This window comes from Senegalimassilia anaerobia JC110 (assembly GCF_000236865.1).
GTDB lineage: Bacteria > Actinomycetota > Coriobacteriia > Coriobacteriales > Eggerthellaceae > Senegalimassilia > Senegalimassilia anaerobia.
In genome coordinates, this window is the sequence record NZ_HE611018.1 from 74117 (window position 1) to 92014 (window position 17898).

The 17898-nt window shown below is 61.8% G+C and carries 13 protein-coding genes and 2 pseudogenes; 5 read left to right on the forward strand and 10 right to left on the reverse strand.

Going from position 1 to position 17898, the window contains the following annotated elements:
* Positions 1-6 precede the first annotated feature (6 nt).
* From SFHG_RS09705 to SFHG_RS11275, 6 genes and pseudogenes are all read right to left on the reverse strand, one after another.
* Positions 7-1524, reverse strand: coding sequence for an IMP dehydrogenase (locus SFHG_RS09705; protein ID WP_042436938.1), 1518 nt, complete (start codon positions 1522-1524; stop codon positions 7-9).
* 196 nt (positions 1525-1720) lie between these two features.
* Entirely contained in the window at positions 1721-3127 is a 1407-nt protein-coding gene (locus SFHG_RS09710) for a sodium-dependent transporter (protein WP_042436941.1), read from the reverse strand.
* Between the two features lie 140 nt (positions 3128-3267).
* On the reverse strand, positions 3268-6582 hold the full coding sequence (locus SFHG_RS09715) for an ABC transporter ATP-binding protein/permease (RefSeq protein ID WP_042436943.1): 3315 nt from the start codon (positions 6580-6582) through the stop codon (positions 3268-3270).
* Positions 6583-6874: 292 nt separating this feature from the next.
* Positions 6875-7816, reverse strand: coding sequence for a serine hydrolase (locus SFHG_RS09720; RefSeq protein ID WP_162096592.1), 942 nt, complete (start codon positions 7814-7816; stop codon positions 6875-6877).
* A gap of 11 nt (positions 7817-7827) precedes the next feature.
* Entirely contained in the window at positions 7828-8838 is a 1011-nt protein-coding gene (locus tag SFHG_RS09725) for a DUF6273 domain-containing protein (protein WP_222859233.1), read from the reverse strand.
* A gap of 126 nt (positions 8839-8964) precedes the next feature.
* A pseudogene (locus SFHG_RS11275) lies at positions 8965-9093 on the reverse strand (zinc-ribbon domain-containing protein); the annotation flags it as partial.
* Between the two features lie 191 nt (positions 9094-9284).
* Between SFHG_RS11275 and SFHG_RS09730 the strand changes: the two are divergent.
* The 4 genes and pseudogenes from SFHG_RS09730 to SFHG_RS09740 all read left to right on the forward strand — a co-directional run bounded on the left by SFHG_RS09730 (position 9285) and on the right by SFHG_RS09740 (position 12653).
* Positions 9285-9941 carry a DUF4282 domain-containing protein gene (locus tag SFHG_RS09730; protein WP_042436949.1) on the forward strand — a complete coding sequence of 219 codons (657 nt, stop codon included), beginning with the start codon at positions 9285-9287 and terminating at the stop codon, positions 9939-9941.
* Positions 9942-10062: 121 nt separating this feature from the next.
* Positions 10063-10125 (forward strand): annotated as a pseudogene (locus tag SFHG_RS11280) (zinc-ribbon domain-containing protein); the annotation flags it as partial.
* 111 nt (positions 10126-10236) lie between these two features.
* Complete coding sequence (locus SFHG_RS09735) at positions 10237-11106, forward strand: hypothetical protein (protein ID WP_238318328.1); 870 nt, start codon at positions 10237-10239, stop codon at positions 11104-11106.
* Positions 11107-11246: 140 nt separating this feature from the next.
* Positions 11247-12653 (forward strand): aminopeptidase, encoded by a 1407-nt coding sequence (locus SFHG_RS09740; protein WP_042436952.1) that lies wholly within the window; start codon positions 11247-11249, stop codon positions 12651-12653.
* Between the two features lie 274 nt (positions 12654-12927).
* On the opposite strand, the gene purB is transcribed toward SFHG_RS09740, so the two are convergent.
* Positions 12928-14271: an adenylosuccinate lyase gene (gene purB, locus SFHG_RS09745; RefSeq protein ID WP_042436955.1), complete on the reverse strand. Its 1344-nt coding sequence runs from the start codon at positions 14269-14271 to the stop codon at positions 12928-12930.
* Between the two features lie 206 nt (positions 14272-14477).
* Here purB and SFHG_RS09750 point away from each other — a divergent pair, with 206 nt between their 5' ends.
* Positions 14478-15122, forward strand: coding sequence for an MOSC domain-containing protein (locus SFHG_RS09750; RefSeq protein ID WP_202898180.1), 645 nt, complete (start codon positions 14478-14480; stop codon positions 15120-15122).
* Positions 15123-15367: 245 nt separating this feature from the next.
* On the opposite strand, the gene SFHG_RS09755 is transcribed toward SFHG_RS09750, so the two are convergent.
* The 3 genes from SFHG_RS09755 to SFHG_RS09765 form a co-directional block, all read right to left on the reverse strand.
* Complete coding sequence (locus tag SFHG_RS09755; RefSeq protein WP_042437006.1) at positions 15368-16039, reverse strand: potassium channel family protein; 672 nt, start codon at positions 16037-16039, stop codon at positions 15368-15370.
* Positions 16040-16084: 45 nt separating this feature from the next.
* Entirely contained in the window at positions 16085-16744 is a 660-nt protein-coding gene (locus tag SFHG_RS09760) for a potassium channel family protein (protein ID WP_042436957.1), read from the reverse strand.
* Positions 16745-16811: 67 nt separating this feature from the next.
* Positions 16812-17621 carry a hypothetical protein gene (locus SFHG_RS09765; protein WP_042436959.1) on the reverse strand — a complete coding sequence of 270 codons (810 nt, stop codon included), beginning with the start codon at positions 17619-17621 and terminating at the stop codon, positions 16812-16814.
* Positions 17622-17898 lie beyond the last annotated feature (277 nt).

Consider the following 17898-nt stretch of genomic DNA (forward strand, 5'->3'; position numbering starts at 1 on the left):
GCAAGCTTAGCGCATGTTGGAGGCGTAAGGAGCCTTGTCCTTGAGCACGACGTCGTGTGCGCCGCCCTCGACGATGGAGGTGGAGCTGATGACGGTGAGCTTGGCCTTATCCTGGAACTCAGGGATGGTGAGCGCACCGCAGTTGCACATGGTGGACTTGATCTTCAGCAGCGTGACCGCGATATTGTCCTTAAGCGGGCCGGCATACGGCACGTAGGAGTCGACGCCCTCCTCGAAGGACAGGCTCTTCTTGCCGCCCAGGTCATAACGGCCCCAGTTGCGGGCACGGGCAGAACCCTCGCCCCAGTATTCCTTCATGTAAGTGCCGTTGACCATGACCTTGGCCGACGGGGACTCGTCGAAGCGGGCGAAGTAACGGCCCAGCATGACGAAGTCGGCGCCCATGGCCAAAGCCAGCGAGATGTGGTGGTCGTAGACGATGCCACCGTCGGAGCAGATGGGCACGTAGATGCCGGTTTCCTTGAAATACTCGTCACGAGCCTTGGCAACCTCGATGGTGGCCGTGGCCTGACCGCGGCCGATGCCCTTGGTCTCGCGGGTGATGCAGATGGAGCCGCCGCCGATGCCGATCTTGACGAAGTCGGCGCCAGCCTCGGCCAGGAAGCGGAAGCCCTCGCCGTCAACGACGTTGCCTGCGCCGATCTTGACGGTGTCGCCATAGTGCTCGCGAACCCACTCGATGGTCATCTTCTGCCAGTCGGAATAGCCCTCGGAGCTGTCGATGCACAGCACGTCGGCGCCTGCCTCGACCAGCGCGGGGACGCGCTCGGCGTAGTCGCGGGAGTTGATGCCCGCGCCCACGATGTAGCGCTTGTGGCTGTCGAGCATTTCATTGGGGTTGGACTTGTGGCTGTCGTAGTCCTTGCGGAACACCATGTAGACCAGATTGCCCTCGGCATCCACCAGCGGCAGGGAGTTCAGCTTGTGGTCCCAGATGATGTCGTTGGCAACCTTGAGGGAGGTGTCCTCGGAGGCGGTGACCAGCTTCTCGAGCGGGGTCATGAACTCGGAGACCTTCTCCTCGCCGGTCATACGGGACAGGCGGTAGTCGCGCTCGGTGACGACGCCAAGCAGCTTGCCATGGGCAGAGCCGTCGTCGGTGACGGGCATGGTGGAGTGACCCGTCTGCTCCTTCAGAGCCACGACCTGGTTGAGCGTCATATCAGGGGAAAGGTTGGCGTCGGACTCGACGAAGCCGGCCTTGTAGTTCTTCACACGGGCGACCATGGCGGCTTCCTGCTCGATGGTCTGGTTGCCGTAGATGAAGCTCAGACCGCCCTCGGTTGCCAGGGCGACGGCCATGTTGTCGTCGGACACGGCGGCCATGATGGCGCTGACCATGGGGATGTTGAGCGAAAGCGGGCACTCTTCCTGGCCCTTGCGGTACTTGACCAACGGGGTTTTCAGGCTCACCGACGCCGGAACGCACGTAGCAGGCGTATGACCAGGTACCAGAAGATACTCGTTGAACGTACGTGACGGCTCGTCGTAATAATAAGCCATGGGAGACGGCTCCTTCTCTCGCAACGGGATTTTCGTTGCTAGCCATTATAGTCACGCCGACGGCCCGATTGCGAGGGCGGGCCGGCAAATAGCGGAGAATGTGGAGAAACGCACGGAGAACAACGCTCGGGCAACGAAAAGGACCGCCGGTTCCCCAGCGGCCCTACCAGGTACGATATGCGGTTTTGCAGCCTTATCAGCCCAGCCCCGCCCATTTCGCGATGATGGGGGCGTAACCCATGGCGAACACAATGAGCATGCCCACGGGGATGACATAGGCCACATAGCCGCGCGCCCACCGCGGGAACTTCAGGCCGCTGCCCGTGTCGGCCTCCGCCAGGAAGCCTTCCCAGCCCCACCCGCTTTTACGCGTGCAGAACAGCACCAGCAGCAAGCCGCCCCATGGCAGGATGTTGTTCGATACCAGGAAGTCCTCGATGGCCTGGATGTCGCCGATGCCCGGGACCGTAAAGCCCGCCAGCACGTTGAAGCCCAGGACGCAGGGCATGCTAAGCACGGCCAGCAACACGCCGTTGACCAGGCATGCCTTCTTTCGCGGCGTCCCCCACTGGTCCATGGTGAAGCTCATGATGTTCTCGAACACGGCGATGACGGTTGACAGCGCGGCGAACGTCATGAACACGAAGAACAGCACCGCCCACAGCTGACCGAACGGCATCTCGTTGAACACGCTGGGCAGCGTGATGAACACCAGGCCCGGGCCCGAACCCGGCTCCACGCCGAACGCGAAGCAGGACGGGAAGATGACGAGGCCCGCCATCAGCGCCACGAGCGTATCAAGGCCGGCCACGCGCACCGCCTCGCCCGTGAGCGTGTGGTCCTTGCCGATGTAGCTTCCGAAGATGGACATGCCGCCCATGCCGACCGAAACGGTGAAGAACGCCTGGCCCATGGCCGCATACACGGCATCGCCGAACGTTGCAAGCTGCTCGGCCAGCGTGGCGCCGGCGAACATCTTGCCGAAATCGGGCATCAAGTAGAAGCGCAGGCCTTCAGCGGCGCCCGGCAGCGTGACCGCGCGCACGCACAGGGCCACGAGCACCACGAACAGGGCCATCATCATGACCTTCGTCACGCGCTCCACGCCCTTCTGCACGCCGGCGCGCGTGACGCCCACGCCCACGCCCACGATGATGAGCATGTACACGGCAAGCTGCACCGGATCGGCGAGCAGGCCGTTGAAGACGTCGGCAACCTGGGAACTTTCCAGCCCCACGAACTCGCCCGAGGCGCTTTTCACCACAAAGGCGAGCATCCAGCCGCCCACGGTGGTGTAGAACATCATGAGCAGGTAGTTGCCGGCAAGCGCCAGCCACTTGAACGCATGCCATTTCGTGCCCGCCGGCTCAAGCACGTCGTAGCTGCGCGCGATGGAGCGCTGGCTTGCGCGGCCGGCGGCGAACTCCATGATGAGCGCCGGAAGCGCGAAGATGGCCAGGAACACCAGGTACATGATCACAAACGCCGCGCCGCCGTACTCGCCCGTGATATAGGGGAATCGCCACACGTTACCAAGGCCGATGGCGCAGCCCGCGCTCACCAGGATGAACCCAAGGCGGGTTCCGAACTTCTCGCGTTCCATTCGTCCTCCAAACCGCGCGCCGTGGCGCGCGTAACGCAAAAAACGCCCGGCGTAGCGATACGCCGGGCGCTCACAATCAACCCTTGCAGTGTAGCGGAAAGCATGGCCTGCCGCCAGAAACGTTACCGAACACGGTCGCCTTATTCCGACCGCAGGGCCTCGACCGGGTCCTTTCGGCTGGCGGCGCTTGAGGGGATAAGGCCCGCCAGGAACGTAAGGAGCACGCTAATGCCCACGAGCACCACCGCCGCCTGCCACGGCAGGATGGCCACATTGCGAACATCGAACAGCGAGTACACGATGGCGTTGGCAGGTATGCAGGCAAGCGCGGTCAGCCCGATGCCGATGACGCCGGCCGTGAAGCCCACGATGATGGTCTCAGCGTTGAACACGCGGCTGATGTCGCCCTTGCTGGCGCCGATGGAGCGCAGGATGCCGATCTCCTTCTTGCGCTCGAGCACGCTGATATAGGTGATCACCCCGATCATGATGGAGCTGACCACCAACGAAATGGCCACGAACGCCACCAGCACGTAGCTGATCATGTTCACGATGGTGGTGACCGAGCTCATCAGCGCGCCCACGATATCGGTGTAGCTGACAACCTTGCCCTCTTCGCCGTTCGACTCCATGCGGTCGTTGTATCTGTCGAGGATGTCGATGACGTTTTGCTTGCTGGGGAAATCCTTCGGATAGATGTCGATGCTGGCAGGTTTGGCGTAGTCGGCCCAGCCCAGCTTCTTCATGTTGTTGTCGTAGCTGGACTGCTCGGTGGACATGAGGCTTGCCATGAGCTCGGCAAGCTCGTTCTCGTCCATGTTCATCTGGAAGGCGTCGGCGAACGCGGACTGGTCGACGCCCATAGCGCTGGACATGTTGCCGGCAAGCCTGGTCATATACGAGTTCATCGCGGCGGACACCTGCTGCTGCATCGCGCCCGCGAACTGGGTCATCACCTGCGCCATGGCGCTTTGCATATACGCTTGCATAGCGGCACCGAGCTGCGTTTGCAGCTGCGAGGAGATGGCCTGCGTCAACGCCGGGAGCAGCTGTTGCTGAATCTGCTGGCCGATCTGCTGCGAAAGCTGATCGCGCAGCTGCTGTTCGATCTGGCCTGACATGCCGCTAAAGTCGATGGAGCCGGCGATGACCTGCTGCATGGCGGCCTGCGTGGCGGGGTCTGCCAGATACGCCGCCACGGCCGCATCGACGTTGCCCGCGTATTCCGGGTGCGCCGCCAACCACGCGGGGTACCCTTGCACGATGCCCATGACGCCGGCGGTGAGCGCATCGGTTTTGATGGTGGGCTGCACACCGTCGAAGCTGATGTCCAGCCCGCTGAAGTCAAGGTTCAGCTTGCTCACGTCGATGGCGCTCGGGTCGATGCTGATGGAGGATGCATCGAAGGCAGGCAAGCTGGAAAGATCCAGGTTCATGCCCGACAAATCCATGCTGGCGCCCAGATCGGCTCCCTGCAGCCCCGCGGCCAGCACGCTCTGATCGAACGTGAAGGCGCTCTGCAGCTTCTGCCCGTCGATGGTGAACAGGCTTGACATATCGAAGCCGTTGCCGTTTTCCTGGTTGCTTTCCTCATCGGCGAACGACTTGCCCGTGATCACGTTCGTCGCCGGGTTCGCCTTCTGGTCCTGCACGATCTGGGTCTTGCCCGCTTGGTCGATCAAATGGTTCACCAGGCTAGAGGGGTAGTACAGCCCCGTCTGCAGGGAGGTGATCTTCGCGCCCTCCTTCGGCTTCACAACGCCCGCGATCTTCAGCGTTTCCCCGTTGTCCACCAGGTTCCTCATGTAGGCATCGTCGCCGGATTTGTCCTTCCACACGCCGTATTCGCTATCGCGCTGGTAGAAGTCCGCAGCGTTCACCAGCTTGAAGGTGACGCTCATCAGGTCGTCGTAGGAAAACGACAGGCTGTCGCTCGGCGCGTTGACGGCCTCCTCGTTGGCGAAGGCGCGCACCATGCTCTCGAGCTCGGCGCGATCGCGCAGGCCCATGGAGTAGAGCATGAAATCGCTCACGCTGCCGCCCGGGGTGAGCACCAGCACGATCTCGTCGTAGTTTTCGGGCCAATGACCTGCCATAACGTCGTATTGGCCCTCGACCATGCCCATATTGTCGGGCAGCTTGTAGAAGATGTTGGTGCTCATCATCGACGACATGATGCCGTTCGAAGCTGTAGAAGAGCCCAGGCCGATGCTGGCGAACGACTTGTCCGGGTTCACCTGATGCACGGTGCCGGATGTATCGGAGCTGAAGATCTGCGGCGTGACGTTGTAGCCGTACTCGATGGAGCTCACATACGGCTCCACGCCCGATTCGCCCGAGTCAAGGTATTCCTTCAACGACGCAAGGTCGTTGCTGCCGATGCTGTCGAAGGTGCTCGCGATCATCTTCGACTCGTGCACGGGCTTACCCGAATCGTCATCGGGGGCGTCGTCCTGGGCCTTCTCCGCCGACGAGCCCTCCGCGCCGCTGCCGAGCCCCATCATGCTGGTCATGTCGAACCCTTGGTCCTGGATCTGCAACGGGTATTCGGAAAGCGTCTCCTCTTCCACATTGGCGATGTAGCTGTTCACGCCGTTGGCCAGCGACAAGATGGCGGCAATTCCGATGATGCCGATGCTGCCCGCGAACGCTGTCATGAGCGTGCGGCCCTTCTTCGTGAGCAGGTTCTTAAACGACAGGGAAAGCGCCGTGAGGAACGACATGCTGGTGCGGCGAGCCTGCTTCGCGGTGCGGCGCGGGCTATTCTCGGCCGCCGGGTCGAACGGGCGGGTATCATCGCGGATGACGCCATCGGCCAAGGTGACGATGCGCGTGGCGTAGCGCTGCGCCAGCTCGGGGTTATGCGTGACCATGATGACCAGGCGGTCGTCCGCAATCTCGGTGAGCAGGTCCATGATTTGCACACTGGTCTTGGAGTCGAGCGCGCCCGTGGGCTCGTCTGCCAACAAGATCTCGGGATCGTTGATGAGCGCGCGGGCGATGGCGACGCGCTGCATCTGGCCGCCGGAAAGCTGGCTAGGCTTTTTGCTCACGTGCTCGGCAAGCCCCACGCGGCCGAGCGCCTCGACGGCGCGCTGCCGGCGCTCAGCGCGGGACACGCCGGAAAGCGTGAGGGCCAGCTCGACGTTTTCCAGAATGGTCTGGTGTGGGATAAGGTTGTAGGCCTGGAACACGAAGCCGATGCGGTTGTTGCGATATGCGTCCCAATCGCGGTCTTTGTACTCGCTTGTGGACACGCCGTCGATGAGCAGGTTTCCGTCGTCGTAATGGTCAAGGCCGCCGATGATGTTGAGCATGGTGGTCTTGCCCGAGCCCGAAGGCCCCAGCACCGCCACGAACTCGTTGTCGCGGAAGGCCACCGACACATGATCGAGCGCGGTTTGCGTGAAGTCCGCAGTGGTGTAGGACTTGCACACGTTTATCAGTTGCAGCATGCAGCCGCCTTTCGAATTTGAAGACAATCGCTATGATTATCCCCCTGCCGCGCGCCCCATCCGCCCCGTTTCCGCGAAATGCGTGGAATCCGTTACCTTGGGCCCGCAATGCAGGCGCGCTGCCCGGCAAAAACCGCAATCGGCGCCGACGCCGAAAGCGGAAGATCTTCGCCATTGCCCGCAAAGCTGGACAGAAACCGAGGCAACCGAAAAAACAACTGCAACGAAAGCAGCCTACAACGAACGGCCAACGCCGTTGCAAGCTGCTAGGAAAAAGCGAGCCGCATACCCGTTAGCCAATAGCGGCATCTGCCGCTTGAGCGATGTCAACCATGCAAGCCTGGGCCTGCGACCTTTCGGCATCGCTGGAAAGAACCACCATCACATAGGGATTCTGGTCGAGCACAATGCCCCCATCGTTGAACACGCCGTCCAGCGTACCCGTCTTGTGAGCGAAAACGCTGCCCACCGGCAGCCCTTCGAGCAGCCCAGCGTCATCGTGCTGACCTTTCAGCAAGTCAAGGGCGAACTCGCTCATGTCCGGGCTCACCAACTTTCCCTGGTAGATCAGTTGCAGCATGCGCGCAACATCATTCGCCGACGTGTAGTTCTCATCACCCGCAGCAAAATCCATCATACGGCGGTTGAGCACGGTCTGCGTGAGGCCGATTTCGCTCGCGTACTCGTTCACGGCCGGCATGCCGACCGCATCGATAATCAGATTAGTGGCGACATTATCGCTATCTTGAATCATGTAAGCGGCAAGCTGGCGATACGTATACGACTCGCCAGCGCCCGATGCTTGGATGACGCCTGTACCTCCGACTATGTCCGACGGGCTCACGGTTACCGTGCCGTCAAGCGACAGCACCCCGGATTGAGCCTGATCGAGCAAAGTCCCCAATATCGCCAGCTTGATGATGCTGGCGGAAACGAAGGGCTTGTCACCGTTCACGTCAACCGACCACGATCCATCAGCCGATGCGCATGTAACGGCATAGGCCCCCGAATGAGCCTCTACAGCCTGCTCCAACGCATCCCGCAAGCCCTCGGGCGCCGAAACAGGCGCCGCAGCTTCGCTGCCCCGAGCATCATCAACGCAGTCGACAAGCGCCTCGACATCGGTAGTGCCAGTTGCCTCCCCTTGTTTCTCCTGGCCGGAAGCGCACCCGGCAAGCAAGCACAACGCGATCAGCGCCACCATTGCCGCCGCCCAGGCGCCTGCCGCCCGCACTGGCGCGCCCATCACAAGCAGAACCCGAACACGACGCCCTCCGCGGTGGAGGCATAGCCGCCGTTATCTACCTCCGGGCCCATGTCCCCGAACGACGTTGCGACGTTGGGAGCCGAAGAGCGCATCCACCAAACGCCGGGATTGCTCGATCCGGCAACGCTGCGGTCAAGCGAGGCATGACCCTGCTCGCCGGCAACGCCCTGCTGCTTGAACCAAGCGTATTGCGACCCCTCCTTATTATCCACCGTGTCGATATAGCTTTGATTCGACCTGGCGTTCCACGCAATGGGGCCAAGGCATTCCACCCAGGAGAACAGCCATACGCTGTCCTGCGTCTCGGTAACACTTGAGGGCGAAGTGGTCTTACCGGCATTGTTCGACAGTTTGCTCACCGCCATCACGCCAGAGCGCATCTCATCGGGAAACGACTGCAGCACTTCCCCATTCAGCCAAGCGCGCATACCCGACGACTTCCAACCACCGGAGTTCGAATCCGTGGGATTCATAGGATGCTCGGAAAAAATCCCCGAGGTCATGAACGTGAACGCTGCGTTTCGCCCACTCGAGCCCTTGTCTTTAAACACATCGACGATAAACACATCTGCGTTTCCCATAGACGTCTGCAGCGTCTTCGTATCGCCGGTAAACGAGCCGTCCGGCTTCACAAGGTTGTAGCTTGCCGCCATCTTAACGGCATCGTCGCGATTTTTCGCCGCGCGCTCTATTTCCGCAGCGATATTCGAAAGGTCAGCCCACGAATACTCGGAGATGCCGCTTTTCACCTGCACTTGCTGGGAGACGGCGTTTTCCGTGGCGGATCCCTGCGCCCCATCGGATCGCTGCTGGGCCTGTTGATCGGCCTGCTGCCGGCTTGCCGCCTCGCTAGACGAGCCGCCAGCCACTTCGATGATGCGAGGGATGGCGAACACGGCTACCGCGATGACAAGAACCGCGCATACCGCCGCAACGGTCGCAACCTGCGGGGAGATGCCTTTGCCCCGAGGGGCGGCTCCTTGCGCCATCGCCGGACGAAATCCCTGATTGGCCCCCACATCCTGCGACGGCGATGCCTGCGCGGAGACGGTATCCCCCGCTTGCCGGCCCGAGACGTCGTCAGCATACGACGCAGGCCCTTCATCAAGAACCGGGGTCCCGCAGAATTCGCAGAACCTGGCATCATCCTCAATCGGCTTTCCGCAATTCGCGCAGAACATAGCGCACCCCCTACCGTTGAACGCCGAACAGCGTCCGCTGCGACAGCAATATGATGGCTCCATAGTAGCCGAACAGCAAGCAAAGGAAACGGGCGAATCAGCGTCCGGCGCTCCTCCATCCGGTTCCGCAACTTGCCCTCCGGGACGATTCCCGCCAAGACGATTGCGATGAATGCCACAGGGCGCCGTTGCCGGTATACTATCTTCATTGCGGCAGGAAGGCCGCTTTAGGGGTTCGAAAAGGAGGGATCGTTATGTACGGTTCAATTGGCTCTCACGGGATGTCTACGGCCGTCGACATCATTGCGCCCATTTTGGGAATTGCAGCCATTGCGGCGGCGATTGTGCTGTTCATCAAGTTCGCAAGCAAGAAAGCGGACAAGACGAAGCCGCTTACCAAGTTCTTCAGCTTCGACCACCTGTTCATCGAAAGCATCACGAAGTTCCTGTATGTGTTCTCAACAACCTCGATAGCGGCATTTTGCCTGATCTATCCCTTTATGTCCGCCGCATCGAAATCGGGGGCCAGGGCAGCGGGAGCCTTCTTCGAAGGCCTTGTCATTGCCGTCTTAGCATTCGTGATTTTCGAGGTCGTCAACCGCCTGCTTTTCGAGTGGAGCATGATGTTCATCCGCGGCGCAGTCGATCTGCACGACATCCGCAACAAAATGCTCGGATCGACCGATTCGACGTCTGATGATTCATTCGATTTGAGCGGGATATTTGCCGCAAAACGTCGTTCCAGCAATGTCTCGACGGACAAGGCCGAGCAGACGACTGCCCAACCCTCCCAGCCTGCACAGCCGACGGTGCCCATCAACCCCGTCGTAACGAGCACATGGGACTGCTCATGCGGAAAGACGGGCAACGCCGGATCGTTTTGCCCCAAATGCGGACACCCCCGGCCGTAGCTTGCAAGCCGCCGCAAACGGCTTCGGCTCATAAGCAGGGCAACCGCCCTGAACGGATTGCCATAGTCTTTAGTATCGGGCATCGGCTGCAGGCATAACTGCAGCTGCAAAGGAGGCATCGATGTACTGCGAGCATTGTGGAACGAAGCTTTCCGAACATGCACGGTTTTGCCCAACCTGCGGAAGCGCAACCAACGAACAGACCCCTGCCGATGGCCAAGACTCGGCGAGCGCATCCGACGCAACGTCCTGCCCCCAAGCGGATACGCCACGGAAAGCCATCAGGAAGCCCGCCGTGATCGCGGTTTCGGCCGTGGTGTTTGCGCTTATCGCCGCCGGAGCCGCTTTCTTCGCGCTCTCCATCAACAGCCCGGCAAAACCCGCAGACGAGCAAACCTCAACCGAACAAGAGGCCCCGGCGCCGCAGCAACCGGAACAGCCATCGACCGCTGCAGGGCCAGAGCAGGAGCCGGCACCCGATACCGCACCGGAGCCCGAGCCCACGCCCGCACCCGTTAACCCCGCCGCAGAGGCGCAAACCGCCCTGCAAGCAGTCATCGACGACTATCGCTCGCTTGCAGACGATTCCGCCAAGCTCAGCAAGGACGACCTAGCTTCCAGACACCCTTACGTGAATTCGATGGCCATTCCCAATTATCTTATGGACTGGGCGAACAACGGCTTTTCGAACGTTTGCTACGCCTTTTCCGATTTGAACGGCGATAACGTACCCGAGCTGATCATCGGTTGCAAAGATGCGCAGGCGAACACGCAGGCGTTCGACATCTGGTCCTACGTCAACAACGCCCCCGTTCGCGTCGCTTATTCATGGGAACGTTCGATCATGCGCGTCTGCGCCGGCGGCTATCTTTACGAACGCGGAAGCGGCGGCTTCCAAGACTGGATGATCACCGTGAGCACGCTAAGCGCCTACCCAACCGGCATCGGCGACGCCTGGACGGACTATGCGAACGGCTTCAACGGTCGCACCGATAACCTCAACGTAGTCGAGAAGCTCGGTATGGAGAGTGGGACTTACGTGAAAATTGATGCGCAAGGCAACAAGACGGCTATCACCGCCGAGCAATTCCAAACCGAGAATCAAACCATCGAGCAACAATACCCTGCCGACAACTCCATCGAGTGGATTCCGCTCGTTTCATAGCGTCTTCGCAGCGATTCGCCCGAAATCCCGATTTCGCAGTTGTCGGCTTTCCCGGTTGCGCCCCTTCCCCGCCTAGCATGCCCGCGTCTGTTGGCGTACTATCGTCTGCGAGCAACGATCCCCGAATGCAAGGAGCGTATATGGAACGCGAATCCGCGTGGAAACGCTACGATGAGGACCAGCTGGCCGAGCTCGAGCAGCTCGCCGCCGGCTACATCGACTTCATCTCCGAGAACAAGACCGAGCGCGAGTTCTCCGCCGCAGCCATCCGCAGCGCCGAGGCCGCCGGCTACGAAAGCCTGGACACCGCCATCTCCGCAGGCCGCAAGCTTGCTCCCGGCGACAAGGTGTGGGCAACCATGCGCAACAAGGCCGTCATCCTGGTGCAGCTGGGCGCCCGCCCGCTGACCGACGGCATGAACATCCTTGGTGCGCACATCGACAGCCCGCGCCTGGACGTCAAGCAGAACCCGCTGTACGAATCCAGCGAGCTTGCCTTCATGGACACCCATTACTACGGCGGCATCAAGCACTATCAATGGGTCACCGTCCCGCTGGCGCTGCACGGCGTGATCGCCAAGAAGGACGGCAGCGTGGTGGACGTGAAGATCGGCGAGGACGCCGACGATCCCGTTTTCTGCATCTCCGACCTGCTCATCCACTTGGCGAACCAGCAGATGGGCAAGAAGGCCAACGAGGTCGTCGAAGGCGAGGCGCTTGACATCCTGGTCGGCAACCGCCCGCTGGTGGTGCGCGACGAGGATGGCGAGGCCAAGGAGCAGAAGGACCCCGTGAAGGCTTTCGCCCTTAAGCTGCTTGTCGACAAGTACGGCATCGAGGAAGAGGACTTCCTGTCCGCCGAGCTTGAGGTCGTGCCCGCCGGCCGCGCCCGCGACCTGGGCTTCGACCGCAGCATGGTGCTGGGCTACGGCCAGGACGACAGCGTGTGCGCCTACACCTCGCTGGTGGCGCAGCTTGCCGTTGCCGGCGAGGAGCTCGACCGCGCCGCCGTGTGCGTGCTCGTGGACAAGGAGGAAATCGGCAGCGTGGGCGCCACGGGCATGGCCTCGCAGTTCTTCGAGAACACCATCGCCGAGATCATGGAACTTGCCGGCGAGGGCGGCATGCTGCCGCTGCGCCGTGCACTGGCCGCTTCCGCCATGCTCTCCTCCGACGTCTCCGCAGGCTTCGACCCCGCCTACGCCAGCGTGTTCGAGGCGAAGAACAGCGCGTATCTGGGCCACGGCCTGGTGTTCAACAAGTACACGGGTGCTCGCGGCAAGTCGGGCAGCAACGACGCCCACGCCGAGTACATGGCGCGCATCCGCAAGATCATGGACGACGCCGGCGTACAGTTCCAAACCTGCGAACTGGGCAAGGTCGACGCTGGCGGCGGCGGGACCATCGCCTACATCCCCGCCAAGTACGGCATGGACGTCATTGACTCCGGCGTGGCGGTGCTGTCCATGCATAGCCCCTGGGAGGCCACCAGCAAAGCCGATATCTACGAGGCCGAACGCGGCTACGAGGCGTTCTTGCGCGCATAACAAGCAGAGGTGCGAAAGCGAAGACCGTTCTCGCACGCAACCTCGGAAAACCGTCGATAAACAGCAAGAAGCGCCGCGACTTCAAGTCGCGGCGCTTCTTTATTCGCTAGCTTGTCACAAGCTGCATACGCACCCCGCGTGCCCATCGCCATCAGGGACGCTCAAGCAGCCTGCCGGCTACGACGCAAGCTTCCAACAGCGACGACACGCCCGCACGGCAGCCCGTCTTCGCCGGCAGGCGACAAGACGGTCGCCGAAACGCATGCGGCACCGTTTAGAACTCGAGGCCCTCCAGGCGCTCGAACACCTCGTCCTTGCGGGTCAGGAAGTCCCACGGATCGAAGATCTCGTCGAGCGTCTCCTTGGACAGCTTGGCCTCGGGATCGTTCTCCAGGCGCTCACGATACGTGGGGCCGTCCACCGCGTTCTGGATATCCTCCCACACGGCCATGGCGTTGCGCTGCACGATGACGTACGCCTCCTCGCGCGTGATGCCCGTGTTCACCAGGGCCAGCAGCACCTTGCTGGAGAAGATGAGGCCCTTGGTGCGCCACACGTTGTGCTCCATCTTCGCCGGATAGGTTTGCAGGCCGTCCATGATCCACTGCATCTTGGCGAACATGTAGTCCAGCGCGGTGAAGCTGTCGGCCAGCGCCACGCGCTCGGTGCCGGAGTGGCTGATATCGCGCTCGTACCACAGCGCCACGTTGTCAAGCGCCACCTGGGCGTTCGCCTTCACGCAACGGGCAAGGCCGCACACGCGCTCGGCTGTGATGGGGTTGCGCTTGTGAGGCATGGCCGACGAGCCCTTCTGGCCCTTCTTGAACGGCTCCTCCGCCTCGATGACGTCGGTCTGCTGCAGCAGGCGCACCTGCATGGCGATGGACTCGAGCGTTGCGGCAGCGCAGGCCAGCGCGCACATGACCTGGGCGTGGCGGTCGCGCGCCAGCACCTGGGTGGACAGCGGGTCGGGCGTCAGGCCCAGCTTCTCGCACACGTACTTCTCAACATAGGGGTCGATGCTGGAGTACGTGCCCACCGCGCCGGAGATGGCACCGGTTGCGGCGACCTCGCGAGCCTGCTCCAAGCGAGTCTGCGCGCGCTTGAGCGCCCAAGCCCAGCTGCCGAACTTCATGCCGAACGTCATGGGCTCGGCGTGGATGCCGTGCGTGCGGCCCACGCACAGGGTGTTCTGGAACTCGAACGCGCGGCGCTTGCACGTCTCGCCAAGCTGCTTGACGTCGTCCAGGATGATGTCGATGGCCTGCACGATCTGGTACGACAGCGCAGTGTCGCCCAGGTCGGAGGAGGTCATGCCGTAATGCACCCAACGGCTTGGCTTTTCCCGACCCTCGGGGACGTCGGCGTCGATGCACTCGGCCATGCACGTGGTGAAGGCGATGACGTCGTGGTTCGTGACCTTCTCGATCTCGTCGATGCGCTCAACCGTGAAGTCGGCGTGGTCGCGGATCCACTGCGCCTCCTCCTTCGTGATGCCGGCTTGGCCGAGCTCGGCCTGAGCCTCGCACGCCAGCACCTCGATTTCCTTCCAGATGGAGAACTTGTTCTGAAGCTCCCAGATGGCGCCCATGGCAGGACGCGTGTAGCGGTTGATCACAACGGCCCCTTTCGCGATTGATAGCTGATGACCACATCATACCGTGCGCATAAGCGGCACGTTGTCGCCGCACGCGTTTCTGCAGATGGTTTACGCATGCCCGCACCCTACCCTTGCCTTTCGCAGATTCAACGTGTTCGTTCGCCGAATCATTCTCAGATATGATAAGATGCGCCTAGCTATTTACTAGGTTTATTGGGGGGATCATGACGCTCGAAAACAAGGAGGGCCGCCAAGATGGCGCCCTTGAAGCATGCAACGCCGAAGCCGCCAAGCACGAGGCAAGCGAGCAGCTCAACGTGTTCGACAAGGGCCGCATGGAAGGCCCCGACGCCGACAGCACCACGCACGGCACCGTGCGAGCCGTCTGCGTGTCCAAACGCAAAGGCATGCGCAAGACCGTGGTGGACGGCCCGGTGACCATCGAGGCCCATCACGGCGTCGCCGAGGATGCGCACGCCGGAGACTGGCATCGCCAAGTTTCGCTTCTGGCCTGGGAATCCATCGAGAAGGCCCGGGCGCGCGGCCTAGATGTGAAGGAAGGCGATTTCGCCGAGAACATCACCACCGAGGGCATCAATCTCATGGCGCTGCCGCTTGGCACGCAGCTCAAGATCGGCGACGACGTGCTGCTGGAGCTGTCGCAGCAGGGCAAGGTATGCCACAAGAAGTGCGCGATCTTCTACCTGGCCGGGGACTGCATCTTCCCACGCGAGGGAATCTTCTTCGTCGCCCTCACCGGCGGCAAGGTCAAGGCCGGCGACAGCATCGACGTGGTGAAGCTGGGCGACGGCACGTGCGAATACACACCGCAAGAGGCTTTGGACGAGCTGGCGAACACGCCGCGCTAAACCGAGAGGCGCCAACCTCCGCGCGGGCGCCTGCCAACAGCCAGCCCGCCCGCCTGCGAGCCGACCCGCCTGCGAGCTCGCCTACCCGAGCACATGCAGGCGCTTGCCCACACCAGGCACGGCGGCTTCGCCGGCTCAACCCCCGCGCCCCAGCCCATTCCCTAACGCGAAAGAACCCGAAATGGATTTCCATTTCGGGTCCTTTCGTCAGGAGGCTCGTTTCGCGCAAGCTCCCTTTTTCGTTGCTACAAACCTTTGAACGCGGCACGCACGGCGTCGATGACCTGGTTGTCCGCCACCACGATGGCTTTGTCGCCGGGGAACATCACCGTGTCCTCGTTCACCACCTCTACATTGTCGCTTGATGCGACCGCCGCGATGATGCTGTCGGGAGGCAGGGGTATGGCGCTTGCCAGCACGCCGGCATCGTTGGAATGATGGCGCATGCGCGGGACGACCACCTCGGTCAGCATGACGTTACCATGCGTCAACGACGACACGACGCTCACGCTGCCCAGCAACGTCTCCTCCTCGATGAGGTTGGCGATGAGCGTGGTGGACGACACGCACTCGATGCCCACCTCGTGGAAGATGCGCAGGTTCTTCGGGCTGTTCACGCGGGCGATGCAGCGCGGCACGTTGAACACGCGCTGGGCGATCTCGCACGAAACCAGGTTGTCATCGTCCTGACCCGTGGTGGCCACGAACACGTCCGCACGGCGGATTCCCGCGTCCTCCTGGTACTTCGAATCGCAGCCGTCGCCGTGGATGACCAGGTATCGGCCCTGCAAAACCACCGACAGGCGGTCAGCCGTCTCCAGGTCCTCCTCGATAATGGTCACATCGTTGCCGCTCTCAAGCAGCACGTTCGCCAGATATTCGCCGATTTTGCCGCCGCCGGCGATCACTACGTACATCAGCCAAACCTCCCCCGCTTCGCCGTCGGGCAAGCGGAAACCGCGTTAATCTTGAATGTACTTGCTGAATTGCTCGATAAGCTCATGGCGCACGCATGCCAACACCGAGTCCCCGTTGTACAGGATGGACTCGCGCGTGGGAATGGAGCTGGCGCTGCCGTCGCCGCGCTCGAACGCCACGATGCGGATGTCGTGATCGCGCTCCATCTCCGCCACGCGGATGGTGTTCCGCTCCGACCAGCTCAGGTCAAGGGAGAAGCGCAGCACCTCGAACTCGCCGAACGTGTCCAGATGCGCGCCATGCCCGGAAACCACCTTGCTGAACACGTCTTCGGCCACCAGCGACGTGCCGCACACATAGTCGATGCCCAGCTGCATGTACGCACGCTCATGGTCAGGGTTGTACAGGCGCGCGATGACATGGGGCACGCCGAACAGGCGGCTTGCCACCTCGCAGCACATGAGGTTGGTGTTGTCCAGCTGCGTCACCGCCGCCACAACGTCGCATTCATCGACGCCCGCCTTCTCCAGCGTTTCCTCGTCGAAGCCCACGCCCTGAATGGTGGACCCGTTGAAGTTGCGGCCCAAGTTGGCGAATGCGTCCACGTTGCGATCGATCACGCACACGTTGCTGCCGTTGTCCGACAGCATGTTGGCCAGCTGCGATCCCACGCGGCCGCAGCCCACCACGATGACGTTGCTCATGCGAAAATCCTTCCCGAAGTTCACGCAACAGGATAACGCAAAAGGCGGCCCGCAGGCCGCCTTCGCGCTAGATCAGCTGCATTTGCGCAAGCGTTTTCGCATACCAATCCTCATAGGTTGGCGGGCAATACTTGTTGGCGTTCGCCAGGGAGATGGTGTACCCATAACCCTTCGCCAAACCCTGCACGTGCGCGTTGATGGATTCGTTCCAACTTCCCCAGGACGTATTCCCCATCCAGCCCCATGCGTTATGGCTGCGGAAGCAGTTCAGACCTTTCGTGGACTCGGTATTGGAGATGGCCGGGGAGAAACGCGGGTCCACGCCGTTTTCCCAAGCCGTCTCGGCGAACGTGGCGCCATAACCCGAAAGCGGGCTTCCCGCCAGATACGCGTCGATGCGCAGCGTCCATTCGCCTACGAACTCCGCCTTGCTGACGTTCCAGTCGACCTCGGTCAGGCCCGTCAGGCCGGCGCCTTCGTCGCGCGCGAGCTGAGCGTCCCTGTTGGCAAGCGCGGCCTGCGTATGCGCCAGGTCTTCGGCGCGCTGCGCCTCCTCGGCGGCGCGACGAGCGGCCTCCTCCTCGGCCTCGATGGCGGCGACGCCCTTCGAGATGTCGCGCGTTCCAGCAGCCGCCAATCGGGACGTTGCGGTCACGGAGGCGTCCGCAGCCTGATCGGACAGGGACTCCGCCGATGCCGACGCACTGCCCGGCGTGCTGACCTCGCTGATGCCGAACGTCTGCATATCATGGGAAACGCCGCCGGCGGCAGTTGCGAATCCCACGCCCAAGCAACCTGCCAGCACGCACGACACGCATGCAAGGCCGACAACCTTCAGCGCCAGCCCGCCGGTGCGGTATGCATTCCGTTTCTTCAAACAAAACCTTTCGCTCGCAGCATACGACCAAACCGCCAAGGCGGCGACAGCTTGCTTCGATTGTCGAAAGGGTTTGCTGCCTGAAGGGCGATATGCTGTTCTGACAGGGATTATTTTACCGGAAGGCCCGAAACCGACAAAATCATGTGAAGGCGCCCTTCATCGTTTGTTCGATTGACAAGTAAAACATTTATATTTCCCCAGGTGGTTTCTCATAGCTTGGGCAAAACCGAAACACGAACAAGCGTACCGCATCCGACGAGCGGCGCCTTACAAA

Excerpts from the sequence above, each read along its gene's own strand:
- SFHG_RS09705 (WP_042436938.1), bottom strand. The coding sequence starts at position 1,524 with ATGGCTTATTATTACGACGAGCCGTCACGTACGTTCAACGAGTATCTT.
- SFHG_RS09710 (WP_042436941.1), bottom strand. The coding sequence starts at position 3,127 with ATGGAACGCGAGAAGTTCGGAACCCGCCTTGGGTTCATCCTGGTGAGC.
- SFHG_RS09715 (WP_042436943.1), bottom strand. The coding sequence starts at position 6,582 with ATGCTGCAACTGATAAACGTGTGCAAGTCCTACACCACTGCGGACTTC.
- SFHG_RS09725 (WP_222859233.1), bottom strand. The coding sequence starts at position 8,838 with ATGGCGCAAGGAGCCGCCCCTCGGGGCAAAGGCATCTCCCCGCAGGTT.
- SFHG_RS09730 (WP_042436949.1), top strand. The coding sequence starts at position 9,285 with ATGTACGGTTCAATTGGCTCTCACGGGATGTCTACGGCCGTCGACATC.
- SFHG_RS09740 (WP_042436952.1), top strand. The coding sequence starts at position 11,247 with ATGGAACGCGAATCCGCGTGGAAACGCTACGATGAGGACCAGCTGGCC.
- SFHG_RS09750 (WP_202898180.1), top strand. The coding sequence starts at position 14,478 with ATGACGCTCGAAAACAAGGAGGGCCGCCAAGATGGCGCCCTTGAAGCA.
- SFHG_RS09755 (WP_042437006.1), bottom strand. The coding sequence starts at position 16,039 with ATGTACGTAGTGATCGCCGGCGGCGGCAAAATCGGCGAATATCTGGCG.
- SFHG_RS09760 (WP_042436957.1), bottom strand. The coding sequence starts at position 16,744 with ATGAGCAACGTCATCGTGGTGGGCTGCGGCCGCGTGGGATCGCAGCTG.